At 58.9% G+C, this 26,399-nt stretch carries 19 protein-coding genes and 1 pseudogene; 12 read left to right on the forward strand and 8 right to left on the reverse strand.

Annotated features, from left to right (window positions below; genetic code table 11):
• Positions 1 to 124 precede the first annotated feature (124 nt).
• The 5 genes and pseudogenes from SOM48_RS22655 to SOM48_RS03985 all read right to left on the reverse strand — a co-directional run.
• Positions 125 to 235, reverse strand: a pseudogene (locus SOM48_RS22655) (hypothetical protein); the annotation flags it as partial.
• Positions 236 to 247: 12 nt separating this feature from the next.
• Complete coding sequence (locus SOM48_RS03970; protein WP_023481216.1) at positions 248 to 1,027, reverse strand: MurR/RpiR family transcriptional regulator; 780 nt, start codon at positions 1,025 to 1,027, stop codon at positions 248 to 250.
• Positions 1,028 to 1,870, reverse strand: a complete 843-nt coding sequence (gene sseA / locus SOM48_RS03975; RefSeq protein WP_139965118.1) for a 3-mercaptopyruvate sulfurtransferase — start codon at positions 1,868 to 1,870, stop codon at positions 1,028 to 1,030.
• A 95-nt stretch (positions 1,871 to 1,965) separates the two neighbouring features.
• Positions 1,966 to 3,327, reverse strand: coding sequence for a 6-phospho-alpha-glucosidase (locus SOM48_RS03980; RefSeq protein WP_320511480.1), 1,362 nt, complete (start codon positions 3,325 to 3,327; stop codon positions 1,966 to 1,968).
• A gap of 12 nt (positions 3,328 to 3,339) precedes the next feature.
• Positions 3,340 to 4,884 (reverse strand): PTS transporter subunit EIIC, encoded by a 1,545-nt coding sequence (locus SOM48_RS03985; protein WP_054803491.1) that lies wholly within the window; start codon positions 4,882 to 4,884, stop codon positions 3,340 to 3,342.
• Between the two features lie 282 nt (positions 4,885 to 5,166).
• Between SOM48_RS03985 and SOM48_RS03990 the strand changes: the two genes are divergently transcribed.
• From SOM48_RS03990 to SOM48_RS04040, 11 genes are all read left to right on the forward strand, one after another.
• Entirely contained in the window at positions 5,167 to 10,131 is a 4,965-nt protein-coding gene (locus SOM48_RS03990; protein WP_320511481.1) for an alpha-2-macroglobulin family protein, read from the forward strand.
• 1 nt (position 10,132) lies between these two features.
• A complete protein-coding gene (pbpC, locus tag SOM48_RS03995; protein ID WP_054803492.1) occupies positions 10,133 to 12,457 on the forward strand; it encodes a peptidoglycan glycosyltransferase PbpC in 2,325 nt (774 codons plus the stop codon).
• A 150-nt stretch (positions 12,458 to 12,607) separates the two neighbouring features.
• On the forward strand, positions 12,608 to 13,039 hold the full coding sequence (ndk, locus tag SOM48_RS04000; RefSeq protein WP_023481239.1) for a nucleoside-diphosphate kinase: 432 nt from the start codon (positions 12,608 to 12,610) through the stop codon (positions 13,037 to 13,039).
• A 180-nt stretch (positions 13,040 to 13,219) separates the two neighbouring features.
• The gene (rlmN, locus tag SOM48_RS04005) at positions 13,220 to 14,386 is read left to right on the forward strand and encodes a dual-specificity RNA methyltransferase RlmN (RefSeq protein ID WP_023481226.1); all 1,167 of its coding nucleotides are present in this window, start codon (positions 13,220 to 13,222) and stop codon (positions 14,384 to 14,386) included.
• Between the two features lie 291 nt (positions 14,387 to 14,677).
• The gene (rodZ, locus tag SOM48_RS04010) at positions 14,678 to 15,649 is read left to right on the forward strand and encodes a cytoskeleton protein RodZ (RefSeq protein ID WP_320511482.1); all 972 of its coding nucleotides are present in this window, start codon (positions 14,678 to 14,680) and stop codon (positions 15,647 to 15,649) included.
• A gap of 26 nt (positions 15,650 to 15,675) precedes the next feature.
• Positions 15,676 to 16,794, forward strand: a complete 1,119-nt coding sequence (gene ispG / locus SOM48_RS04015) for a flavodoxin-dependent (E)-4-hydroxy-3-methylbut-2-enyl-diphosphate synthase (protein WP_023481201.1) — start codon at positions 15,676 to 15,678, stop codon at positions 16,792 to 16,794.
• 105 nt (positions 16,795 to 16,899) lie between these two features.
• The gene (gene hisS, locus SOM48_RS04020; RefSeq protein ID WP_320511483.1) at positions 16,900 to 18,174 is read left to right on the forward strand and encodes a histidine--tRNA ligase; all 1,275 of its coding nucleotides are present in this window, start codon (positions 16,900 to 16,902) and stop codon (positions 18,172 to 18,174) included.
• Positions 18,175 to 18,210: 36 nt separating this feature from the next.
• Positions 18,211 to 18,831 carry a YfgM family protein gene (locus tag SOM48_RS04025; protein WP_128482360.1) on the forward strand — a complete coding sequence of 207 codons (621 nt, stop codon included), beginning with the start codon at positions 18,211 to 18,213 and terminating at the stop codon, positions 18,829 to 18,831.
• A gap of 10 nt (positions 18,832 to 18,841) precedes the next feature.
• Complete coding sequence (bamB, locus tag SOM48_RS04030; RefSeq protein ID WP_042713913.1) at positions 18,842 to 20,020, forward strand: outer membrane protein assembly factor BamB; 1,179 nt, start codon at positions 18,842 to 18,844, stop codon at positions 20,018 to 20,020.
• 121 nt (positions 20,021 to 20,141) lie between these two features.
• Complete coding sequence (gene der / locus SOM48_RS04035) at positions 20,142 to 21,617, forward strand: ribosome biogenesis GTPase Der (RefSeq protein ID WP_023481267.1); 1,476 nt, start codon at positions 20,142 to 20,144, stop codon at positions 21,615 to 21,617.
• An 86-nt stretch (positions 21,618 to 21,703) separates the two neighbouring features.
• Positions 21,704 to 21,919: a zinc ribbon domain-containing protein gene (locus tag SOM48_RS04040; protein ID WP_076768816.1), complete on the forward strand. Its 216-nt coding sequence runs from the start codon at positions 21,704 to 21,706 to the stop codon at positions 21,917 to 21,919.
• On the opposite strand, the gene SOM48_RS04045 is transcribed toward SOM48_RS04040, so the two are convergent.
• From SOM48_RS04045 to xseA, 3 genes are all read right to left on the reverse strand, one after another.
• The gene (locus tag SOM48_RS04045; RefSeq protein WP_042713916.1) at positions 21,916 to 22,257 is read right to left on the reverse strand and encodes a protealysin inhibitor emfourin; all 342 of its coding nucleotides are present in this window, start codon (positions 22,255 to 22,257) and stop codon (positions 21,916 to 21,918) included. The two genes, SOM48_RS04040 and SOM48_RS04045, sit on opposite strands and share 4 nt — an antisense overlap.
• Positions 22,257 to 23,282, reverse strand: a complete 1,026-nt coding sequence (locus SOM48_RS04050; RefSeq protein ID WP_023481193.1) for a M4 family metallopeptidase — start codon at positions 23,280 to 23,282, stop codon at positions 22,257 to 22,259. The genes SOM48_RS04045 and SOM48_RS04050 overlap by 1 nt, the downstream gene beginning before the upstream one ends.
• A 69-nt stretch (positions 23,283 to 23,351) precedes the next feature.
• Positions 23,352 to 24,725, reverse strand: a complete 1,374-nt coding sequence (gene xseA, locus SOM48_RS04055) for an exodeoxyribonuclease VII large subunit (protein ID WP_320511484.1) — start codon at positions 24,723 to 24,725, stop codon at positions 23,352 to 23,354.
• A 158-nt stretch (positions 24,726 to 24,883) separates the two neighbouring features.
• Here xseA and guaB point away from each other — a divergent pair, with 158 nt between their 5' ends.
• Positions 24,884 to 26,350: an IMP dehydrogenase gene (gene guaB, locus SOM48_RS04060; RefSeq protein ID WP_023481215.1), complete on the forward strand. Its 1,467-nt coding sequence runs from the start codon at positions 24,884 to 24,886 to the stop codon at positions 26,348 to 26,350.
• Positions 26,351 to 26,399: the final 49 nt, after the last annotated feature.

Raw genomic sequence — 26,399 nt, forward strand, 5'->3', positions numbered from 1 at the left:
ATGCCTTATCCGGCCTACGTTTTTGGTGCCGTGTTAATGCCGGATGGCGGCATAAATGCCTTATCCGGCCTACGTTTTTGGTACCGTGTGAATGCCGGATGGCGGCGTAAATGCCTTATCCGGCCTACGTTTTTGGTGCCGTGTTAATGCCGGATGGCGGCGTAAACGCCTTATCCGGCCCAGGGATCGCATGGGCTGCCTTTGTAGGCCTGATAAGCGCAGCGCCATCAGGCATTTTTCCGCACAGCTACCCGGCCTGCGTTGCTTCCAGCAGCAGCAGATCCATCAGCAGCACCAGATTGGACTCAAACGAGGTGATCCCCGCCGCTTCGGCGGCGAAATGCACCGCCTCGTCGTAAAGGGCGAAATGGACATCCGCCAGCGCCGCCAGCGAATTGGCCGACGCGCGGGTAAAGGCCACCACCGTCATTCCCACCGTTCGCGCAATCCGCGCCTTATCCAGCACCTGCTCGGTCTCGCCGCTGCGCGAAACGGCAATAAACACCTGATAACGCGCGGCGTTGCTGAGAAAGATATTGCGGCTGTCGCCAGGGCCGGAGATAAACGCCGTCTTGCCCAGCACCTGTAACTTTTTGGTCAGGTACTCGGCAAACAGATAGGAGAACCCCGCGCCGTAGAGAAAAAAGCTCTCCCGCTCGCGCAGCAGGCTGGCAAACTGCCGCCGTTTCTCCTCGGTCACCCACTGAAAGGTGTGCTGATAATTGACCATAAACTGCTGGAACAGAGCGGGCAGCTCACCGACGCCGTCATGGTGCTGCTCCGCCAGGTGCGGCGTATCGGCCAGCAACTGCTTGCAGTGCCAGATAAACTCGCTAAAACCGCTAAACCCCAGCTTCTGACAGAGGCGAATAATCGTCGCTGTCGAAACATAAGTCGCCTGCGCCAGCGCGCGCACGGTAATGTTGCCCACCAGCAGCGGGTGCTCCGTAAGATGAGCCAGCACGCGGTATTCAGCGCGGGAGAGTGACTCCCCGCGCGTCAGCAAAGGCGCAAGTCGGTTATCCATCTACGCGCTTTCGACAGGCAGATCGTCGCGCGCGCCCCATTCACTCCACGAGCCGTCATAGAGCGTTGCCGTATTGACGCCGAGCGTCTCCAGCGCCAGCAGCACCACTGTGGCGGTCACGCCGGAGCCGCAGCTGGCGATAATCGGCTTATGCAGATCGACGCCCTGGCGCTGGAAAATGCGCAGCAGTTCATCGGTAGTTTTCAGCTCACCATCCGCCACCAGATCGACCCATGGTACATTCAGCGCGCCGGGAATATGGCCACGCTTCAGGCCAGGGCGCGGCTCGTCCACTTCGCCACTGAAACGCGGCGCCGGGCGGGCATCGACCAGCTGCGCGGTGCCTTCGTGGCTCGCCAGCAGCACATCGGTCACTTTTTTCACTACGGAAGGATCGAAATTGGCGGTGAAATCAGACTCCGGCAGCGCAACATCGCCCTGCTGTAACGGCAGGGCATCACGCTGCCAGCCCGCCAGACCACCAGCGAGAATGGAGACCTTCTCAACGCCAACCTTGCGCAGCATCCACCAGGCACGCGGCGCGGAGAAGAGGTTACCTTCGTCATACACCACCAGGTGTTTATCCTGGCAGACGCCTAACTCGCGCATGGCGACGGCAAACGTCTCCGGGCGAGAGAGCATATGGGGCAGGGGAGAAGTGTGATCGGAGAGGGCTTCAATATCAAAAAAGACCGCACCGGGCAGGTGTCCGGCGCGGTACTCCGCTTTCATATCGCGATGCTCCTGGCCAACCGGCGCCATTCTGGCGTCAATTAGCTGGATTTCAGGGTCATCGCTGTGCTCTATCAGCCAGTCGGCCGCGACAAAAAAAGAGGTGGACATGGTGCCTCCGGGTCATCAACAGTTAACTGAATTGTTAACGTTTTTTCACTACCCGACAAGCTACCATCTCTCGCGTCGCGAGCCACCTCGGAAAATTACACCGCTTTGCCGTTTTCCCAGGCTTTTTGCAGCGCTGGCCAGTAATCCTGGTTGGCGGTAATCATCTCATCGAGGATCGCCTTCGCATGCTGCATGGTTGGCACGGTGCGGTTAAGGGTAAAGGCCTGCAATGCCTTCTCGTAGCTCCCCTCCATCGTCGCTTCCACCAGCAGCTGTTCCGAGGCCAGCTGCTGCATCAACAGCGTCTGGTGGAACAGCGGCACTGCGCCCATGCGTACCGGCTCCGGCCCGTTACTGGTGATGTAAGCCGGCACTTCCACCATCGCGTCGTAAGGCAGGTTGGCAATCGCGCCCTTGTTTTCAACAATCACCAGGTGACGCTGGCGCAAGTTGAAGGCCAGCGAGCAGGCGACATCGACAATAAACGCCCCGTGAACGCCGACGTGGAATGCATCAGGCAGAATGCCGGTCTGCTTATACTCAGCCGCCGCAGCGAAGAGTTTTTTCTCGCGTCCGTCCATCACCTCATTGGCACGGGTGTAGTTGGGATCCTGATGATCAACTATCTCGTTCGGCATCAGGTAGTACTGTAAATAGGGGTTCGGCAGATATTCCGGGAAGTGATCCATAATCGGCTTAATGTTGCGCCAGGTTTTCACCCATGACGGATCGGCGTGCTGCGGATCGGTCTGGGCGGCATCTTCCGTCAGCAGGCCAAAGCGCGCGACGTGCTCGCGCAGGGCGGGGAGGCGATCTTCGCCATCGACGCGCACCTGGGTAAACCAGCCGAAGTGGTTCAGGCCAAAATAGTCGACCTCAAGCTGGTGGCGATCGACCCCAAGGATCGCGCCCATATTACGCATCGCCGCCACCGGCATATCGCAAATATTGAGCACCCGCGCGTGCGGGCGCAGACGACGCACCCCTTCAGCGACAATCGCTGCCGGGTTGGAGTAGTTAACGATCCAGGCTTTTTTATCCGCGTAGCGCTCGACCAGGTCGATCAGCTCGACCATCGGCAAAATGGTGCGCAGGCCGTAGGCCAGCCCGCCTGGTCCGCAGGTCTCCTGGCCGACCACGCCGTGGCGCAGCGGGATCTTCTCATCCTGCTCGCGCATCTTGTACTGGCCAACGCGCATCTGGGCGAAGACAAAGTGCGCACCGCGAAAGGCAGTTTCGGCATTATTGGTGACGGTAAATTTGATGCTATTGCTGTGATCGCGAATCACCTTCTCGACCACCGGCGCAATGGTGTTCTGCCGCTCGGCATCAATGTCATAGAGACGAATTTCCGCCAGCGGGAAATCCTCCAGCCGCACCATCAGGCTTTTGACGATGCCCGGCGTATACGTGCTGCCACCGCCGGCAATGGATAAGATAAACGGGGGTTTAACCATTTCTGGACTCCTTCAGAGAAACATCTCAACAGCTTCTCGCATTTTTTTGACATGCAGCCCGTAGACCACCTGAACGTTATTACCTTGTTTAATCACGCCTTTCGCGCCGGTAGCTTTCAGCTGCGGCTCATTGATAGCCGCCACATCTTTCACCGTTACGCGCAGACGGGTGTAGCAGTTGTCCACCACCTCGATATTTTCGCGCCCGCCGAGGCCATTAATAATCGCCTCGCCCACTGCGTCGTTATTCCCCTTCGCCTGGTACTCCTGCTTGCTGTAGAGGCGCGTCTCTTCGCTCTCCTCCTCGCGTCCCGGCGTTTTCATGTTGAAGCGCAAAATAAGGAAGCGGAAGGTGACGAAGTAGAGGGCGAACATAATCAGCCCGACCAGCAGATACATCGGCCAGTTGGACTTTTCGGTGCCGAGCGGCAGGTTGTAGAGAATGAAGTCGATAATGCCGTTCGCGCCGATGGCATGAACGCCGAAGAGCGAGAAGAGCATCATGCCGATGCCGGTCAGCACCGCATGCACCACGAACAGCAGCGGGGCGATAAAGAGGAAAGAGAACTCAATCGGCTCGGTGACGCCAACCAGCAGCGAGGTGAGCGCGGCGGGGATCAAAATCGCTTTTGCTGCGGCTTTGCGCTCCGGTTTCGCCGTCACATACATCGCCAGCGCCGCTGCGGGCAGGCCAAACATCTTGCTGATGCCGCGCGCATCCCACACCACGGTGCTGCTCAGTTTGGTCACACCTGGGCAGGCCATTTCGGCAAAGTAGATGTTGCGCGCGCCCTGATAGCTGCTGCCGCACACTTCAGCCGTGCCGCCGAGTTCGGTATACAAAAACGGCGTATAGACCAGATGATGCAGCCCGGTCGGCACCAGAATACGCTCCAGGAAACCGTACACCGCCACGCCAAACGGGCCTGCGCCTTTAATCGCCAGCGCCAGCGCGCTGATGCCGTGCTGGGCGAAGGGCCACAGTTCGCTCATCACCACGCCGAGCACCATCGAGACCGGCAACATAATGATGGCGACAAAGCAGTGCCCGGAGTAGATCGCCATCGCGCCGGAAAACTGCACGCGGGAGTAGCGGTCGTAGAGATAGCCCGATAGCGCACCGGTGAGGATCCCGGCGAAAACGCCCATCTCCAGCACCTGCACGCCCAGCACCATCCCCTGGCCTGCGGCTTTCATCTGATCGGCCGGTGCCAGCGCGCCCTGCAATTGCAGCGTCACGTTCATGGCATTAATGAAAACGATAAAGGTCACCAGACCAATCAGCGCGGCATAGCCTTTATCACGCGAGGCCAGCCCGACCGGGATCCCGACGGCAAACACCAGCGCAAGGTTGGCGAGCACCGAAACGGCGGATTTGGCGATCAACTGACCCGTATGCTGAATAAGAGGGTGACCAAGAAAGGGAAGGTATTCGGCCAGATTGCCATTGCCGAAGATATTACCGAAGGCAATAAACAGGCCAACGATCGGCAAAATGAGCACCGGGCCAAAAAGGGACTTACCAAAATTTTGTAGGGCATTCACGGCTCTGGACATAGTGTTCTCGCTTATTAGCACCGCGTAGTAAGGGACACAGACCGCATAACGTTAGCAGCCGGTCGGGTGTTGTCGCTATCTATCTTATTGTTTTAAAAACAAATGACGCGCAACGTAACATGTTACGTCACGGGGTGTGATCGGCCTAACATCACGGGCGTCGCGCAAAAAATGCGCTTTGCGAGATGCTTTCCAGAATCCATCAGATATTTTGTATTTCTAACCGTTGCGAATGATAATGACGACGCCTCTCACAACGGGTCAATCACTCAGGGATACAGAATGAAACCGCTACGTTACGCGGCGCTGACTTTCGCGCTCCTCACCGCCTTCACGCTTGCAGGCTGTGACAATAACGATAAACCGAAGAGCGCCAGCGCGCCTGAACCCGCGTCCGCCTCATCCGCCGCGCAAACGCCTGCGGCATCAGCCATGCCGGATAAAGCCAAACGCGATGAACTTGCCGCGCGTAGCGAAGGCAAGCCCTTAAACTTGCTGGATGCGTCCGAAGTGCAGCTCGACGGCAGCGCCACGCTGGTGCTGACCTTCTCGGTGCCGCTCGATCCGGATCAGAATTTTGCCCAGGTGGTGCATCTGGTCGATAAGAAGAGCGGCAAAGTCGATGGTGCCTGGGAACTGGCACCGAACCTGAAAGAGCTGCGCCTGCGCCATCTTGAGCCGAACCGCGAACTGCTGGTGTCGGTGGAGAGCGGGCTGGTAGCGCTTAATAAAGCCACCTTCGGCAAGAGCTTCGAGAAATCGATCACCACCCAGGATATTCAACCCAGCGTTGGCTTCGCCAGCCGTGGCTCGCTGCTGCCGGGCAAAGTGGTTGAAGGGCTGCCAGTGATGGCGCTCAACGTCGAAAATGTCGACATCAACTTTTACCGCGTGAAGCCGGAATCGCTGGCCTCATTCATTAGCCAGTGGGAGTACCGCAGTTCGCTCTCCAACTGGGAGTCCGATACGCTGCTGAAGATGGCGGATCTGGTCTATACCGGGCGCTTCGACCTCAACCCGGCGCGCAACACCCGCGAAAAGCTGATGCTGCCGCTGAGCAGCATCAAACCGCTGCAACAGGCGGGCGTCTATATCGCTGTGATGAACCAGGCGGGGCACTACAATTACAGCAATGCCGCGACGCTCTTCACGCTCAGCAACATTGGCCTCTCTGCGCACCGTTACCATAACCGCCTGGATATCTTCACCCAGGGGCTGGAAAGCGGCGCGGCGCTCGGCGGTATCGACGTGATGCTGCTCAATGAGAAGGGGCAGAGCCTGGCGCAGGCGAAGACCGACAGCGATGGCCACGCCACCTTAAGCACCGATAAAGAGGGCGCGTTGCTGCTGGCGCGTAAAGAGGGCGAAACCACGCTGCTCGACCTTAACCTCCCGGCGCTGGATCTCGCTGAGTTCGCCATTACCGGCGAGCCAGGCTACAGCAAACAGTTCTTTATGTTTGGCCCGCGCGATCTCTATCGCCCTGGCGAAACGGTGATCCTCAACGGCCTGCTGCGCGACAGCGACGGCAAGCCGATTGCCGCACAGCCGGTCAAGCTGGAAGTGGTAAAACCGGACGGCCAGGTGGTTCGCTCGGTGGTGAGCCAGCCGCAGAACGGCCTTTATCACTTCACTTATGCGCTGGACGCCAGCGCGCAGACCGGCATGTGGCATGTTCGCGCCAATACCGGCGACAACCTGTCGCGCGAGTGGAGCTTCCACGTCGAAGACTTTATGCCGGAGCGCATGGCGCTGAATGTTACGCCGCAGCCGACGCCGCTGGCACCCGCCGCTGACGTGGTGTTTAGCATTGAAGGCCACTATCTCTACGGCGCGCCTGCCAGCGGCAACGCCCTGCAGGGTCAGCTGTTCCTGCGCCCGCTGCGTGAAGCAGTTGCCGCACTGCCGGGCTTCCAGTTTGGCGATATTGCGGAAGAGAACCTGAGCCGTAGCCTCGATGAAACCCATCTGACTCTTGATGATGAAGGCAAAGGCGAAGTGACCACGCCGAGCCAGTGGCAGGATTCACACTCGCCGCTGGAAGTGATTCTGCAGGCCAGCCTGCTGGAGTCGGGCGGCCGTCCGGTGACCCGCCGCGCGGAGCAGGCAATCTGGCCTGCGCCCGCTCTGCCGGGTATTCGCCCGCAGTTCGCCTCAAAAGCGGTCTATGACTACCGCACCGACACCACCGTCAATCAGCCGATTGTCGATGAGGGCGGTAACGCCGCGTTCGATATTGTCTATGCCGACGCGCAGGGCAACAAAAAAGCAGTCAGCGACCTGCAGGTGCGCCTGATCCGCGAGCGCCGCGACTACTTCTGGAACTGGTCGGAAAACGATGGCTGGCAGTCGCAGTTCAACCAGAAAGATCTGGTAGAAGGCGAGCAGAGCCTGACGCTGAAGGCCGATGAGACCGGCAAAGTGACCTTCCCGGTGGACTGGGGCTCCTATCGTCTGGAGGTCAAAGGCCCGGATGAGACCGTCAGCAGCGTGCGTTTCTGGGCCGGCTACAGCTGGCAGGATAACAGCGACGGCGCCGGTGCGGCACGCCCGGATCGCGTCACCATGAAGCTCGATAAACCCTCTTACAAAGCGGGCGATACCGTTAAGCTGCACGTCACCGCACCTGCCGCCGGTAAAGGCTATGCGATGATCGAGTCCAGCGAAGGTCCGCTCTGGTGGCAGGAGATTGATGTCCCGGCTGACGGGCTGGATCTCTCGATCCCGGTCGATCAGAAGTGGCAGCGCCACGATCTCTATATCAGCACGCTGGTGGTGCGCCCTGGCGATAAGTCGAAATCCGCCACGCCAAAACGCGCGGTCGGTCTGCTGCATCTGCCGATGGGCGATGAGAACCGCCGCCTGGAGATTGCCCTCGACGCTCCGCAAAAAATGCGTCCTAACCAGCCGCTGAAGGTCAAAGTCAAAGCCTCGATGAAAGATGGCGCGACGCCGAAACAGGTTAACGTGCTGCTCTCCGCTGTCGACAGCGGGGTGCTGAACATCACTGATTACGTGACGCCGGATCCGTGGCAGGCCTTCTTCGGCCAGAAACGCTATGGTGCCGATATCTATGATATCTACGGCCAGGTGATTGAAGGCCAGGGGCGTCTTGCGGCGCTGCGCTTCGGCGGTGACGGCGATGAGCTAAACCGCGGCGGCAAACCGCCGGTTAACCACGTCACCATTATTGCCCAGCAGGCGCAGCCGGTGACGCTGGATGAAAACGGCGAAGGCACCGTAACGATGCCGATTGGCGACTTCAATGGTGAGCTGCGCGTCATGGCGCAGGCCTGGACGGCAGACGATTTTGGCAGCAGCGAAAGCAAAGTGGTAGTCGCCGCCCCGGTGATTGCCGAGCTGAACACGCCGCGCTTCCTTGGCAGCGGTGACACCTCTCGCCTGACGCTGGATCTCAGCAACCTGACGGACAAGCCGCAAACCCTGAATGTCGATCTGACGGCAAGCGGTCTGCTCTCACTTGAAGGTGCCGCCACCCAGAGCGTGACGCTTGGGGCCGGTAAACGCACCACGCTCTTTATTCCGGTGCGCGCGCTGGACGGCTTCGGCGACGGCGAAATTGCCGCGCAAATCAGCGGCCTCGCGCTGCCGGGCGAAACCTTCGCGCCGCAGCAGAAGCAGTGGAAGATTGGCGTACGCCCGCCTTTCGCCGCGCAGACTATCAACACCGGTGCGATGCTCAATCCGGGCGAAAGCTGGCAGGTACCGGGCCAGCATCTGGCGGGCATCTCACCTGCCACGCTGCAGGGTCGCTTACTGCTGAGCGGCAAACCGCCGCTCAATATCGCCCGTTATATTCAGGAGCTGCGCGCTTACCCGTACGGCTGCCTGGAGCAGACCGCCAGCGGGCTCTTCCCGTCGCTCTACACCAATGCCGCACAGCTTAAAGCGCTGGGCATCAAAGGCGAGAGCGATGAGCAGCGCCGCGCGGCGGTGGATATCGGCATCTCCCGCCTGCTGCAGATGCAGCGTGACGACGGCGGCTTCTCCCTGTGGGATAAGAGCGGCTCGGAAGAGTACTGGCTGACCGCCTACGTGACCGATTTCCTCGTCAGCGCCTCGGCGCAGGGTTACAGCGTTCCGGCTGAAGCGCTGAACAACGCCAACAACCGCTTGCTGCGCTACCTGCAGGATCCGGCGACAATGGCGGTGCGCTACAGCGACGATCTGCCAGCGACCAAGTTTGCCGTGCAGAGCTACGCCGGGCTGGTGCTGGCACGTCAGCAGAAAGCGCCGCTGGGTGCGCTGCGTGAAATCTGGCAGCGCCACGAGCAGGCGAAAGCGGGGCTGCCGTTAATGCAGCTTGGCGTTGCGCTGAAGCTGATGGGCGATGCCCAGCGCGGCGATCAGGCTATCGCACTGGCGCTGAAAACTGATCGCATTGCGGAAAACCGCTGGCTGGCGGATTACGGCAGCAACCTGCGTGATAACGCGCTGATGCTGGAGCTGCTGGAGGACAACAAGCTGCTGCCGGATGCGCAGGCGCACCTGCTGGCTACGCTCTCCGAGCAGGCTTACAGCCAGCGCTGGCTCTCAACCCAGGAGAGCAACGCGCTGTTTATGGCAGGCCGCAATCTGCAAAACAGCACCGGTAACTGGCAGGCGCAAACCTCGCTTGATACCGCGATGCTGGCCGGTAACACCGCGCAGAGCCGTAACCTTGAGGCGGATCAGCTTGGTGCACTGCAAGTGACTAACAGCGGCACCACACCGCTGTGGCTGCGTCTCGATACTACAGGCTACCCAGAGCAGGCTCCGGCGCCTTCGGGCAAAGTTCTGCATATCGAGCGCAATGTGCTCGGCACCGACGGGCGCAGCAAGCCGCTCTCTTCCCTGAAGAGCGGTGAGCTGGTGCTGGTGTGGCTGGAAGTGACGGCCAGCCAGAACGTTCCGGACGCGCTGGTGGTCGATCTGCTGCCTGCGGGTCTGGAGCTGGAAAACCAGAACCTGGCCAGCAGCAGTGCCAGCCTGCAGCAGAGCGGTAGCGAAGTGCAGGAGCTGCTCAACCGCATGCAGCAGGCCGATATTCAGCATATGGAGTTCCGTGACGATCGCTTTGTCGCCGCCGTACCGGTGAGCGAAGGGCAGCCTGTCACGCTGGTCTATCTGGCGCGTGCAGTGACGCCTGGCACCTACCAGGTTCCGGCTCCGCAGGTGGAATCAATGTATGTTCCGCAGTGGCGGGCAACCGGCGCGGCCAGCGGCCCGTTGATCATCACGCCATAACGTGAAGATCGTCTCTCTGATACGCACCCGCTGGCGCTGGCTGGCGGGTGTGCCTCTTCTCTTCGTGCTGCTGATTATCGCCGCCGATAAAATCTGGCCACTGCCCCTGAACGAGGTGTCACCCGCGCGGGTGGTCGTGGCCGAAGATGGCACGCCGCTATGGCGTTTTGCTGATGCCGACGGTATCTGGCGCTATCCGGTCACTATTGAAGAGGTCTCACCGCGCTATTTACAGGCGCTTATCCAGTATGAAGATCGCTGGTTCTGGGACCATCCCGGCGTTAACCCCTTCTCTATTGCGCGCGCGGCCTGGCAGGATCTGCGCTACGGGCGCGTGGTTTCCGGCGGCAGTACGCTCACCATGCAAGTGGCGCGTCTGCTTGATCCGCATCCGCGCACCTTTGGCGGCAAAGTTCGCCAGTTGTGGCGGGCGATGCAGCTGGAGTGGCATCTCTCCAAGCGCGACATTTTGACCATTTACCTCAACCGCGCGCCCTTTGGCGGCACGTTGCAGGGGGTGGGTGCGGCGAGCTGGGCCTATCTCGGCAAACCGCCCTCAAAGCTGAGCTATGCGGAAGCGGCACTGCTCGCCGTGCTGCCACAAGCGCCGAGCCGTTTACGCCCGGACCGCTGGCCGCAACGGGCGCAGGCGGCGCGCGATAAAGTGCTGGATCGCATGGTGACGCAGCAGGTGTGGCCGGTGGCGCAGGTGAAAGAGTCGCGCGAAGAGCCGGTGTGGTTAGCACCACGGCAGATGCCGCAGTTGGCACCGCTCTTTGCCCGCCGGATGCTGGGCGCCAACAAAAAGCTGAAGGTGACCACCACGCTGGACGCCAGCCTGCAACGACAGCTGGAGGAGCTGGCGCTGAGCGTCAAATCCCGGTTGCCGATGCGCAGTTCGCTGGCGATCATCGTGGTCGACCATACGGATATGAAAGTGCGCGGCTGGGTGGGGTCGGTGGATATTAACGACGACAGCCGTTTCAGCCATGTCGATATGGTCAGCGCCGTGCGCTCGCCGGGATCGGTGCTGAAACCCTTTATCTACGGCCTGGCGCTGGACGAAGGGCTGATCCACCCCGCATCGCTGTTGCAGGATGTGCCGCGGCGCGTCGGCGATTATCGCCCCGGTAACTTTGACAGCGGTTTTCATGGCCCGGTGAGCATGAACGAGGCGCTGGTACGCTCGCTCAATCTGCCTGCGGTTCAGGTGCTGGAGGCTTACGGGCCGAAAAAGTTTGCCGGTAATCTGCGTAATATCGGGCTGCCGCTAATGCTGCCCGCCGGTGCGGAGCCAAACCTGTCGCTGATCCTTGGCGGCGCGGGTGCGCGGCTGGAGGATATCGCTGCCGCCTACAGCGCTTTTGCCCGTGAAGGTAAAGCGGGCAAGTTAAGGCTGACGCCCGATGAGCCGCTGGCTGAACGCCGCCTAATGTCGCCGGGCGCGGCGTGGATTATCCGCCGAATCCTGGCGAATGAAGCGCAGCCGGTGCCGGACAGCGCGCTGCCGCAGGTAGTGCCGCTGGCATGGAAAACCGGCACCAGCTACGGCTATCGCGATGCCTGGGCCATCGGCCTCAATTCCCGGTATGTGATCGGTATCTGGACCGGCCGCCCGGACGGCACGCCGGTTGCCGGGCAGTTTGGTTTTGCCAGCGCCGTGCCGCTACTCAACCAGGTGAACAATCTGCTGCAACCGCGCTCTGCGCTGGATCAGGCGCGCTTACCACGCGACCCGCGCCCGGCGTCGGTGAGTAGCGGGGTGATCTGCTGGCCGGGCGGGCAGAGCCTGCCTGCCGGAGACAGCAACTGCCGCCGCCGCCTTGCCACCTGGTTACTTGATGGCAGCCAGCCGCCGACGCTGTTAATGCCGGAGCAGGAAGGGCTGCACGGCATCAGTTTTCCGCTGTGGCTGAACCATCAGGGGCGGCGCGTGGCGGCGGATTGTCCGGATGCGCAGCAGAAAAACTGGATCGTCTGGCCGCTGCCGCTTGAGCCGTGGCTGCCGCCCGGCGAGCGTCGCGCCGCGCGCTTACCGCCTGCGGACCGCATTTGCCCGCCGCGGGATGAGAACGCCCCGCCGCCGCTGTTGTTAAATGGCGTGCGCGAAGGGGCGGTGATTAAGCGCGTACCCGGCCAGGATTTTGCGATTCTTCCTCTGCAAAGCAGCGGCGGGGAAGGGGGGCGCTGGTGGTTTTTGAACGGTGAACCGTTGACGGCGCGCGGTACTCTATTGAGCCTGAAGCTCGATAAAGCCGGCGACTATCAACTAGTGGTAATGGATGAGGCGGGACAGGTCGCCGCGGTGCAGTTTACGGTGCAATAGGGTGAGAAAGGGCGCATTCAGGTGTTGGTGTTGCTCAAACTCGTCTTATTTTAAAAAAATGTTACCTTAATCCATAGGCAAGACCGGTGTTGCTCTTTATAATCCGCGCCACACCTATTCAGGGCAACAGAACAACTTACTGAGGTAATCATGGCTATTGAACGTACTTTTTCCATCATCAAACCGAACGCGGTGGCAAAAAACGTTATTGGTAACATCTTCTCTCGCTTTGAAGCGGCAGGTTTTAAAATCGTTGGAACCAAAATGCTGCACCTGACCGTTGAGCAGGCGCGCGGCTTCTACGCTGAGCACGAAGGTCGCCCGTTCTTTGATGGCCTGGTTGAGTTCATGACCTCCGGCCCGATCGTGGTTTCCGTACTGGAAGGCGAAAACGCCGTTCAGCGTCACCGCGATCTGCTGGGCGCAACCAACCCGGACAACGCACTGGCCGGTACTCTGCGCGCAGATTACGCAGACAGCTTCACCGAGAACGGCACCCACGGTTCCGACTCCGTTGAATCTGCCGCTCGCGAAATCGCTTACTTCTTCGCTGAAGGCGAAGTTTGCCCGCGCACCCGTTAATTTCCGGTTAACTGTGTAAAGAGATTTACACTTTAATTGGTAAATGCCGCGTCCAGGCGTGGTATCTGTGCGACAGAATTTGTACAATGTTGCGCCCCAGGATGAGCTGAAGCTTGCCTGGGGCGCTTCTTTTTAACCCTCCACGGGCCACAACGTGTAATAACGAGGCCGGAATAAAATATGTCTGAACAAATTGCCATGTCTGAGAGCGACGCTCTCACGGTTCCAAACAAAGATGCAAAAATTAACCTGCTGGATCTCAACCGTCAGCAGATGCGTGAGTTTTTCAAAAACTTAGGCGAAAAACCGTTTCGCGCCGATCAGGTGATGAAGTGGATGTATCACTACTGCTGCGACGACTTTGATGAGATGACCGACATCAACAAAGTGCTGCGCGGCAAGTTAAAAGAGGTTGCGGAGATCCGCGCCCCTGAAGTCGTCGAGGAGCAACGCTCTTCTGATGGCACCATCAAATGGGCTATCGCCGTCGGCGATCAGCGCGTTGAAACCGTCTATATCCCGGAAGAAGATCGCGCGACGCTCTGCGTCTCCTCCCAGGTCGGTTGTGCGCTGGAGTGTAAATTCTGCTCCACGGCGCAGCAGGGCTTCAACCGCAACCTGCGTGTATCGGAAATTATCGGCCAGGTGTGGCGCGCCGCGAAAATCATCGGTGCTGCCCGTGTGACCGGCAACCGCCCGATCACCAACGTGGTGATGATGGGCATGGGCGAACCGCTGCTGAACCTCACCAACGTGGTGCCAGCGATGGAGATCATGCTGGATGACTTCGGCTTTGGTCTCTCCAAACGCCGCGTGACGCTCTCGACCTCCGGCGTTGTGCCGGCGCTCGACAAGCTCGGCGATATGATTGACGTTGCGCTGGCGATCTCGCTGCATGCGCCGAATGACGCCATTCGCGACGAAATTGTACCGATCAACAAAAAGTACAATATCGAAACCTTCCTCGGGTCGGTGCGCCGTTACCTGGAGAAGTCCAACGCCAACCAGGGCCGCGTGACCATTGAGTATGTGATGCTGGATCACGTCAATGACGGCACTGAACACGCCCATGAGCTGGCCGAGCTGCTGAAAGATACGCCGTGCAAGATCAACCTGATCCCGTGGAACCCCTTCCCGGGCGCGCCGTATGGCCGCAGCTCCAACAGCCGTATTGACCGTTTCTGCAAGGTACTGATGAGCTACGGTTTCACCACCATTGTGCGTAAAACCCGTGGCGACGATATCGATGCCGCCTGCGGTCAGCTGGCGGGCGAGGTGATCGACCGTACCAAGCGCACCATGCGTAAACGCCTGCAGGGCGAGCCGATCGCGGTTAAAGCCGTGTAAGCGTGACTGCGGCGCGAAGTTGGTGCCGCAGGTTTGGAATATGTTGAATATTTGGCCTGCTTATATAGAGGCCGTTAATAATTACGGTGCGTTTCCTCTTACTTTGAGGCAGTATGTAATGCTGGAACAACGGCTTAGCAAATAGTGCTGAAAGCCGTCCTGTTATCACGAACCTGACAGTCTTATACTGTGGGTCTACGTTTAACTGACCCGGATTTTTCGCGGCGTGTGTAGGTTATGCGGTTACGCGCGCCTGTGTGTTTACTTTTCACGTACCAGTAGTTGTAGCGAATGAATACTGAAGCCACTCAAGACCAAAACGAAGCACAATCCACGGGCGTTCGTCTGCGCAATGCTCGTGAGCAACTTGGACTCAGCCAGCAAGCGGTTGCCGAACGCTTGTGCCTGAAGGTCTCCACGGTACGCGATATCGAAGAGGACAGGTCGCCTGCCGATCTGGCATCCACCTTTGTGCGCGGTTATATCCGCTCCTATGCTCGCCTGGTACACATTCCAGAAGAAGAGCTGCTGCCGATTCTTGAGAAACAAGCGCCGATCCGCGCGGCAAAAGTCGCACCGATGCAGGGCTTTGCGCTGGGTAAACCGCGCAAAAAACGCGACGGCTGGCTGATGAGCGTCACCTGGCTGGTGCTGTTTGTGGTCGTCGGCCTGACGGGCGCCTGGTGGTGGCAAAACCACAAAGCGCAGCAGGAAGAGATCAGCACCATGGCCGATCAATCCTCCGCCGAGCTTAATGCCAGCAACGGCCAGAGCGTGCCGCTGGATAACCAGGCTGCCTCAACCCCGGTTGAAACCCCGGCCCCGACCAACAGCACGCAGGCGCCTGCAACCAGCTCACCTGCCACGACCGCTAACCAGAACAGCGTGGTTCCGCCTTCGCAGGCGAACGTTGAACCTTCTTCCCAGCAGCCTGCTGCTACCGCCAATAACGCCTCTCAGCTGCCAACCGATCAGGCGGGCGTAGCGGGCGCATCTGCCGACGCGAACGCGCTGGTAATGAACTTTAATGCCGACTGCTGGCTGGAAGTGAGCGACGCGACCGGTAAAAAACTCTTTAGCGGTATGCAGCGTAAAGATGCCACGCTGAATCTCACCGGCCAGGCGCCCTATAAACTGAAAATTGGCGCGCCGTCGGCTGTCCAGATCCAGTTCCAGGGGAAACCTGTCGATCTGAGTCGTTTTATCAGAACTAACCAGGTTGCGCGTCTGACCCTCAATGCCGAACAATCAGCAGCACAGTAACAGACGGGCAACGCGGGAGATCATTCATGCATAACCAGTCGCCGATCCAACGGCGGAAATCAAAACGGATTTATGTTGGTAATGTGCCGATCGGCGATGGGGCTCCCATCGCCGTGCAGTCTATGACAAACACCCGCACCACGGATGTTGAAGCAACGGTCAACCAAATCAAAGCATTAGAGCGCGTCGGCGCAGACATCGTGCGTGTCTCGGTACCGACAATGGACGCGGCAGAAGCGTTCAGGCTTATCAAACAGCAGGTGAGTGTCCCGCTGGTGGCGGACATCCACTTTGACTATCGCATCGCGTTGAAAGTCGCCGAATACGGCGTAGATTGCTTGCGTATTAACCCCGGCAATATCGGTAACGAAGAGCGTATTCGCAGCGTTGTCGACTGCGCGCGCGATAAAAACATCCCAATCCGCATCGGCGTCAACGCCGGTTCGCTGGAAAAAGATCTGCAAGAGAAGTATGGCGAGCCGACGCCGCAGGCGCTGCTCGAATCGGCCATGCGCCATGTGGATCATCTCGATCGTCTCAACTTCGACCAGTTCAAAGTGAGCGTGAAAGCCTCTGACGTGTTCCTTGCCGTTGAGTCCTATCGTCTGCTGGCGAAGCAGATCGATCAGCCGCTGCATCTTGGGATCACCGAAGCGGGCGGCGCGCGCGCAGGCTCGGTGAAATCGGCGATTGGCTTAGGCCTGCTGCTCTCGGAAGGGATTGGCGATACGCTGCGTATTTCGCTGGCGGCGGATCCGGTTGAAGAGATTAAAGTCGGTTTCGATATCCTCAAATCCCTGCGCATCCGCGCTCGCGGCATTAACTTCATCGCCTGCCCGACCTGCTCCCGTCAGGAGTTTGACGTGATTGGTACGGTCAATGCGCTGGAGCAGCGGCTGGAAGATATCATCACCCCGATGGATGTTTCGATTATCGGCTGCGTGGTGAACGGGCCGGGCGAAGCGCTGGTCTCGACCCTGGGCGTGACCGGCGGGAATAAGAAAAGCGGCCTGTATGAAGATGGCGTACGTAAAGATCGCCTCGATAACGGCGATATGATCAGCCAGCTTGAGGCGCGTATTCGTGCGAAAGCCGCGATGCTGGATGAAACGCGCCGTATCGACGTCATGCAGGTAGAAAAATAAGGGTGCCGCCAAGGCTGGCATCCCGTGTATCATGAGCCCGCCCGGCGCGACCGCTTTTGTCGCCGCCCTGAGGGTTCATTTTTTGTATTAATAAAGAGAATAAACGTGGCAAAAAATATTCAAGCCATTCGCGGCATGAACGATTATCTGCCTGGCGAGACCGCCATCTGGCAGCGCATTGAAAGCAGCCTGAAGAACGTGCTCGGCAGCTACGGTTACAGTGAAATCCGTTTGCCGATTGTAGAGCAGACCCCGTTATTCAAACGCGCGATCGGCGAAGTGACCGACGTGGTTGAAAAAGAGATGTATACCTTCGACGACCGTAACGGCGACAGCCTGACGCTGCGTCCGGAAGGTACCGCGGGCTGCGTACGCGCCGGCATCGAACATGGTCTTCTGTACAATCAGGAACAGCGCTTGTGGTACGTCGGGCCGATGTTCCGCTACGAGCGTCCGCAGAAAGGGCGCTACCGTCAGTTCCATCAGCTGGGTGTGGAAGTGTTTGGCCTGCAGGGGCCGGATATCGACGCCGAGCTGATTATGCTCACCGCGCGCTGGTGGCGCGAGCTGGGTATCGCTTCTCACGTTGCGCTTGAGCTTAACTCCATCGGCTCGCTGGAGGCCCGCGCGACCTATCGCGACGCGCTGGTGGCGTTCCTGGAGCAGCATAAAGATAAGCTCGACGAAGATTGCCTGCGCCGCATGTACAGCAACCCGCTGCGCGTGCTGGACACCAAAAACCCGGATATTCAGGCGCTGCTGAACGATGCGCCGAAGCTGGGCGATTATCTTGATGACGACTCACGCGAGCACTTTGCCGGCCTCTGCGCTTCCCTTGACGCCGCGGGCATCGCTTACACCGTCAACCAGCGCCTGGTGCGCGGTCTCGATTACTACAACCGCACCGTGTTTGAGTGGGTGACCAGCAGTCTCGGCGCGCAGGGCACCGTCTGCGCCGGTGGCCGTTACGATGGCCTGGTTGAGCAACTCGGCGGTCGCGCAACGCCAGCGGTTGGCTTCGCGATGGGTCTTGAGCGACTTGTTTTGTTGGTTCAGGCAGTTAATCCGGAATTTAAAGCCGAATCCGTTGTCGATATTTACCTGGTGGCCTCTGGCGCTAACACGCAATCCGCAGCGATGCTGCTGGGTGAGCAGGTGCGCGATGCGCTGCCTGGCGTGCGGCTGATGATGAACCACGGCGGCGGCAACTTTAAGAAGCAGTTTGCCCGGGCAGATAAGTGGGGCGCTCGCGTCGCGCTGGTGCTCGGCGAGTCTGAAATTGCCGACGGGAATGTTGTGGTGAAGGATTTACGCTCTGGTGAGCAGAGTACGGTAACGCAGGATAGCGTTGCGGCGCATTTGCGCACACTACTGGGCTAATCTCCCCGGTGATTTATCGTTAAGGAGAAGGACTGCGTGGAAATTTACGAAAACGAAAACGACCAGGTAGACGCGATTAAGCGCTTCTTTGCCGACAATGGCAAAGCGCTGGCCGTTGGGGTAGTACTGGGTATCGGCGCGCTGGTGGGCTGGCGTTTCTGGAACAGCCATCAGGCGGACAATGCGCGCGAGATCTCGCAGGCGTATGAGAGCGCGGTAAGCGCGCTGCAGGCCGGCAAACAGGACTCCTATGCCGCAGCGGAAAAATTCGCTGCTGATAACAAAAACAGCTACGGTGCGCTGGCCTCCCTTGAGCTGGCACAGCGTTACGTTGAGAAGAACGATCTGCAAAAAGCCGCTGCACAGCTGCAGCAGGGCCTGGCCGCGACCGACGATGAGAATCTGAAGTCGATGATCAATGTCCGTCTGGCGCGCATTCAGGTACAACTGAAGCAGCAGGACGCGGCGCTGAAAACGCTGGATGCCGTGAAAGGCGAAAGCTGGTCAGCCATCGTTGCGGATCTGCGCGGCGAAGCGTTGCTGAGCAAAGGCGATAAAAAAGGTGCGCGCACCGCATGGGAAAACGGCATTAAAAACAATGCTTCTCCTGCGCTGAGTGAAATGATGCAGATGAAAATTAATAATTTGTCCATCTAAGAGGGACCCGATGCAATTGCGTAAATTACTACTGCCAGGGCTGCTTTCCGTCACGTTATTGAGCGGCTGTTCCCTCTTCAACAGCGAAGAAGATGTTGTCAAAATGTCGCCGCTGCCGGTGGTTGAAAACCAGTTCACGCCGACAACGTCGTGGAGCACTTCCGTCGGTAACGGTATCGGCAAGTACTACTCCACCTTGCACCCGGCCTTTGCCGATGGCGTGGTTTACGCCGCCGATCGTCATGGCGTGGTGAAAGCGCTCAGCATTGATGATGGCCGTGAAATCTGGTCGGTAAACCTGGCTGAGAAAGATGGCTGGTTCTCCACCCGCGCCGCGCTGCTCTCCGGCGGTGTGACCGTTTCCGGCGGTAAAGTCTACATCGGTACCGAGCAGGCGCAGGTGTATGCGCTTAACGCCAGCGATGGTTCCGTGGCCTGGAAAACCGGCGTGGTGGGTGAAGCCCTCTCTCGCCCGGTAGTCAGCGATGGTCTGGTGCTGATTCACACCAGCAACGGTCAGTTGCAGGCGCTGAACGAAGCGGATGGCGCGGTGAAATGGACCGTGAACCTCGATATGCCGTCGCTCTCCCTGCGCGGTGAATCTGCGCCGACCACCGCGTTTGGCGCTGCCATTGTCGGCGGTGATAACGGACGCGTCAGCGCCGTGCTGATGCAGCAGGGCCAGTTGATCTGGCAGCAGCGCATCTCCCAGGCGAATGGCCCGACCGAAATCGATCGCCTTAGCGACGTCGATACCACGCCGGTAGTGGTAAATGGTGTGGTTTACGCGCTGGCGTATAACGGTAATATGACGGCGCTGGATCTGCGCAGCGGCCAGATCATGTGGAAACGCGATCTTGGCTCGGTAAGCGATTTTGTGATTGATGGCAACCGTATCTACATCATCGATCAGAACGATCGCGTGCTGGCCCTGAGCACCGACGGCGGCGTGACGCTGTGGACGCAGAGCGATCTGCTGCACCGCAACCTGACCTCTCCGGCGCTCTATAATGGTTATATTGTGACCGGCGATAGCGAAGGCTATCTCCACTGGATTAACGTCGAAGATGGTCGTTTTGTTGCCCAGCAGAAAGTCGATAGTTCCGGCTTCCTGACCGAGCCGGTCGTGGCTGGCGGCAAACTGCTTATCCAGGCGAAAGACGGCACGCTGTACGCCCTCACGCGCTAAGCGCGCTGAGAGTGTCGTATCTGAAAGACGGCTCCTGTTGCAGGAGCCGTTTTCCTGTTTTTAAAACGCCGCGTAAATCGTGACGTTTTGCTAATGAATTTTCTGCAATGAGGCTTTAAACATGGTACCTGTGGTCGCGCTTGTCGGGCGCCCTAACGTTGGGAAATCCACGCTATTCAACCGTCTTACTCGCACCCGTGATGCGCTTGTAGCGGATTTTCCGGGTCTGACTCGTGACCGTAAGTACGGTCGTGCTGAAGTAGAAGGCCGCGAATTTATCTGTATCGATACCGGCGGTATCGATGGCACCGAAGATGGCGTTGAAACGCGTATGGCGGAGCAGTCGCTGCTGGCGATTGAAGAAGCTGACGTCGTGCTGTTTATGGTCGATGCCCGCGCCGGGCTGATGCCAGCCGATATCGCTATCGCCAAGCATCTGCGCTCGCGCGAGAAGGCCACCTTCCTCGTCGCCAACAAAACTGATGGCCTCGACCCGGATCAGGCGGTTTCTGATTTCTACTCCCTCGGTCTTGGCGAAATTCACGCCATTGCCGCTTCACACGGACGCGGCGTCACCAGCCTGCTTGAGCATGTGCTGATGCCGTGGATGGACGAGCTGAACCCGCCGGAAGAGGTGGATGAAGAGGCTGAGTACTGGGCGAAGTTTGAAGCTGCTGCGAACGGCGAAGCCGAAGAGCCGGAAGACGATTTCAACCCGCAGGATCTGCCGATTAAGCTGGCGATTGTCGGGCGTCCGAACGTCGGTAAGTCAACGCTCACTAACCGCATTCTCGGTGAAGACCGCGTCGTGGTGTACGACATGCCGGGCACCACCCGCGACAGCATCTACATTCCGATGCAGCGCGATGAGCGCGAATATGTCCTGATCGACACCGCGGGCGTGCGTAAGCGCGGCAAAATTACCGACGTGGTCGAGAAGTTCTCGGTTATCAAAACCCTGCAGGCGATTGAAGACGCCAACGTGGTGATGCTGGTGATTGATGCCCGCGAAGGCATCTCCGATCAGGATCTCTCCCTGCTGGGCTTTATCCTGAACAGCGGCCGCTCGCTGGTGATTGTCGTCAACAAGTGGGACGGCCTGAGCCAGGAAGTGAGAGAGCAGGTGAAAGAGACGCTCGATTACCGCCTCGGCTTTATCGACTTTGCGCGCGTGCACTTTATCTCTGCCCTGCACGGCAGCGGCGTCGGTAACCTGTTCGAATCCGTACGTGAAGCCTATGACAGCTCCACCCGTCGCGTCAGCACCGCGCTGCTGACCCGCATCATGAACATGGCGGCAGAAGATCACCAGCCGCCGCTGGTGCGTGGCCGTCGCGTGAAGCTGAAATACGCCCACGCCGGTGGCTACAACCCGCCGATTGTGGTGATCCATGGCAACCAGGTGAAAGACCTGCCGGACTCCTACAAGCGCTACCTGATGAACTACTTCCGCAAATCGCTGGAAGTGATGGGTACTCCGATTCGTATCCAGTTCAAAGAGGGCGAGAACCCGTTTGCCGACAAGCGCAACACATTGACGCCGAACCAGTTACGTAAGCGTAAGCGCCTGATCAAGCACCTTAAGAAAGGTAAGTAACCGTTCACTTCACCCGCCGCTGGCGGGTGTTTTGTTTTTGAGGGTGTATCATTAGGTCAATCTGAAACGATTGTGAGGAGCGCCTTATGCAACTGAACTGCCCGACTTGCCACGGTGAACTGGAACTCGCCGGAACCATGGCGCACTGCGCCACGTGCGATAAAGATATGGAGGTGAACGCCGCCTGCCCGGAGTGCCACCAGCCGCTTGAAGTGTTAAAAGCCTGTGGCGCGGTGGACTACTTCTGCCAGCACGGCCACGGGCTGATTTCCAAAAAACGTGTCGAATTCACCCTGCGCTAAGGCTTGCAGATACAGCCTTCGCCTTCGCGCCACAGCTCAACGAACGACGGCGGCGCTTTGCTCTCCGGGATCAGCAGCAGCATATCCGTCTGCCGCGTGGTCCAGGTGATCTGCAGGCGATAAAAGCGCTGGTCGCCGCGCCCCGGTGAGTCAGCCTGACCGGGAGGCTGCGCCAGCGGTAATGCCTGGTGCAGGATCTCAATCAGCCGCTGACGCTGCTCGTCCGTCAACTGGGCGATAACAATCCGCCTTCGCCCGGCGAGCATCGGGATATAAGCCACGCCACCCTCACGGGCCAGCTCGACAACCGCATCGTCGGTCAGTTCGGGTTCGTTCATTATAAGACTCCGACATCTTTCCACGCCTGTTCGATGGCCGCCGCCACCGCTTTACCGGAACGTTTTTCGCCATGATGAATGGTCAGTTTAGCGAAGGCAGCGAAATCGGCGTTTTGGGCCAGCTGGCGATCGCACACCGTATCGTACCAGGCATAGCCCGCTTTTTCCCACGCATAACCGCCAATCTCCGTGGCCGCAAGATAAAAGGCGCGGTTCGGAATACCGGAGTTAAGGTGCACGCCGCCGTTATCTTCGCGGGTTTTAATAAAGTCCTTCATGTGCGCGGGCTGCGGATCTTTGCCGAGCAGCGGATCGTTGTAGGCGGTGCCCGGCTCGGACATTGAGCGCAGCCCTTTGCCGTTGATCCCTTCGGCTAACAGCCCTTCGCCGATAATCCAGTCCGCCTGCTCTGCGGTTTGCTTGAGGTGGTACTGCTTGACCAGCGAGCCGAAGACATCCGACAGGGACTCGTTCAGCGCGCCCGATTGTTCAAAGTAGATCAGCGCCGCTTCCGACTCTGTCACACCGTGGCTTAGCTCATGCGCCACCACATCAATGGCGATAGTGAAACGGTTAAAGATTTCACCGTCGCCATCGCCAAACACCATCTGCTGACCATTCCAGAAGGCGTTCTGATACTCCTGGCCGTAATGTACCGTGCCGCTCAGCACCAGGCCCTTATTATCCAGCGAGTTACGTTTCCACTCCTTCCAGAAAAAGTCGTGGGTGACGCCAAGGTAGTCATAGGCTTCATCGACGGCGACATCGCCATTGGAAGGCTGGCCTTCATAACGCACCTGCTTACCCGGCAGGCTCTCTTTGTTATGCGCGTCGTAGATATCGCGCACCAGTTCGCCCGGCGAGTTCGCCTGCGGAGCGCTCGGTTTACCGTGGCTGTGGGCCATCAGCGTCTGGACATGCATCAGGGTTTGTTTCGCGCAGCGCTTCTGGACTTCAGAGCCCTGGTCAATGATGCGGCGGAGAATGTAGGGGGGAATAACGGTGTGCGGGAAGCGAGTGGTCATGTTGATCTCCTTGATAAAATCAAAAGAACAACAAAAGTATAGGTCGCTTCACCGCACTAAGAGTTTTAACTACGGAGTTTTTCGTTTTCTCGGTTGTTTCACCGGTGTGACAATGCGCACTTCGCTCTCGACCCAGCCATCATTCAGGCGGGTGGTGAGCGTATCGCCCGCTTTCACCTGCTTAGTCTGTTTCAGTACTTTCCCGTCGGTGGCGGTAGTGACGCTGTAGCCGCGCGCCAGCGTCGCCAGCGGGCTGACGGCTTCCAGATGGGTGAGGGCGGTGCCGAAGCGCTCGCGCGTGCTGCCGAGACGATCGCGAATCGACTGGCTCAGGCGATACTCAAGCTGCTGCACCCGCGTTTGCGCCCGGTGAATGCGCGGTTGCGGATTGTGATGATTAAGCCGTTGCACTACGCGCTGCTGGCGCGTATTCGCGCGCTTAAGCTGCATATCCAGCGCGTTGTGCATGCGCTGCTGCAAGCGGTCGAGCACCGTCTGCTGACGCGCGAGGCGCAGCTGCGGGTGCTGCTGTTGCAGACGGTGATGAAGCTGGGCAAAGCGGCGGTTGCGCCCTGCCAGATAGTAATCCATCCCCATCTCCAGACGCTGCTGCATCGCCTGCACCTGGCGCAGCAGTTCAAGCTGGTTACGGCTGACAATCTCTGCCGCCGCCGAAGGGGTTGGCGCGCGCAGGTCGGCGACGAAATCGGCGATGGTGACATCCGTTTCATGGCCGACGGCACTGACTACCGGAATACGGCTGGCAAAAATGGCGCGCGCGACGCGTTCGTCGTTGAAGCTCCAGAGATCTTCCAGCGAACCACCGCCGCGCCCGACAATCAGCACATCACACTCGTCACGGCTGTTAGCAAGGGCAATGGCGCGCACAATTTGCGCCGGAGCATCTTCGCCCTGTACGGCGGTCGGGTAGATCACCACGGGGAGAGACGGATCGCGGCGTTTCAACACATGCAAAATATCGTGCAGCGCGGCGCCGGTTTTCGAGGTGATCACCCCAACGCAGTGCGCCGGTGAGGGCAGGGGATGTTTAAACTGCTGATCGAACAGCCCTTCCGCCGCCAGTTTCGCTTTCAGCTGCTCATACTTCTGCTGTAACAGCCCTTCACCCGCCGGTTGCATGCTCTCGACGATGATTTGGTATTCACCGCGCGGCTCATACATCGTGATGTTGGCGCGCACCAGCACCTGCTGCCCATGCTGTGGGCGGAAGGTGACGCGGCGGTTGCTGTTGCGGAACATCGCACAGCGCACCTGGGCGGTGTCATCTTTTAAGGTGAAGTACCAGTGACCGGAAGCGGGCTGGGTAAAGTTGGAGATTTCGCCGCTGATCCACACCTGGCCCAGCTCGCGTTCCAGTAGCGATCGCACCGTCTGGTTAAGGCGGCTGACGGTATAAATGGAGGGAGTTTGCAATGAGGACATGTGAGCCAGATCAAATTCTAAATCAGCAAGTTATTCGGTCGATAGTAGCCTGATGTCACCCGATTACAAGTATTTTTCCAAAAAAGTGTAGATGCAATCGGTTACGCTCTGTATAATGCCACGGCAATATTTAACCACCCAGGTCAGAGATATTGCCCATGCTACGTATCGCTAAAGAAGCTTTGACGTTTGACGACGTCCTCCTCGTTCCCGCCCACTCCACTGTTCTGCCGAATACCGCCGATTTAAGCACTCAGCTGACGAAGACCATTCGCCTGAACATTCCTATGCTCTCTGCGGCAATGGACACCGTAACGGAAGCGCGTCTGGCGATCGCCCTCGCACAGGAAGGCGGCATTGGCTTTATTCACAAAAACATGTCTATCGAGCGCCAGGCGGATGAAGTACGCCGCGTGAAGAAACATGAGTCTGGCGTGGTAAAAGAGCCGCAGACCGTGCTGCCGACTACTACTCTTCGCGAAGTGAAAGAGCTGACCGAGCGCAACGGCTTCGCTGGCTACCCGGTAGTGAACGAAGAGAACGAACTGGTTGGCATCATCACCGGTCGTGACGTGCGTTTTGTTACCGACCTCAACCAGCCGGTCAGCGTCTATATGACGCCGAAAGAGCGCCTGGTAACGGTACGTGAAGGTGAAGCGCGCGAAGTGGTCTTCGCCAAAATGCATGAAAAGCGCGTCGAAAAAGCGCTGGTGGTGGATGACAGCTTCCACCTGCTCGGCATGATCACCGTGAAAGACTTCCAGAAAGCAGAACGTAAACCGAACGCCTGTAAAGATGAGCAGGGTCGTCTGCGCGTTGGCGCAGCGGTCGGCGCGGGCGCGGGCAACGAAGAGCGCGTTGATGCGCTGGTTGCCGCCGGTGTTGACGTGCTGCTGATTGACTCCTCCCATGGCCACTCTGAAGGCGTGTTGCAGCGTATTCGCGAAACGCGCGCCAAATACCCGGATCTGCAAATCATCGGCGGTAACGTTGCGACTGGCGCAGGCGCTCGCGCGCTGGCTGAAGCTGGCGTCAGCGCGGTGAAAGTGGGTATCGGTCCCGGCTCTATTTGTACGACCCGTATTGTTACCGGTGTGGGTGTTCCGCAGATCACGGCCGTTTCCGACGCGGTTGAAGCGCTGGAAGGGATGGACATCCCGGTTATCGCCGATGGCGGCATCCGCTTCTCTGGCGATATCGCTAAAGCGATCGCCGCTGGCGCAAGCGCGGTAATGGTTGGCTCCATGCTGGCAGGTACCGAAGAGTCTCCGGGCGAAATCGAACTCTACCAGGGCCGCTCTTACAAATCCTATCGCGGGATGGGCTCGCTGGGCGCGATGTCCAAAGGCTCCTCCGATCGCTACTTCCAGACCGACAACGCCGCCGACAAACTGGTGCCGGAAGGTATCGAAGGCCGCGTGGCCTACAAAGGCCGCCTGAAAGAGATTATTCACCAGCAGATGGGCGGCCTGCGTTCCTGTATGGGTCTGACCGGCTGTGGTACCATCGACGCCCTGCGTACCAAAGCGGAGTTCGTGCGCATCAGCGGCGCGGGCATCCAGGAGAGCCACGTTCACGACGTGACCATCACCAAGGAATCCCCGAACTACCGCATGGGTTCTTAATGCAATTCGCGCCCGGTTTTTGCCGGGCGTTGACTTTTCAATCTCGCTC

The organism is Kosakonia sp. CFBP8986, from assembly GCF_034044935.1.
Lineage (GTDB): Bacteria > Pseudomonadota > Gammaproteobacteria > Enterobacterales > Enterobacteriaceae > Kosakonia > Kosakonia cowanii.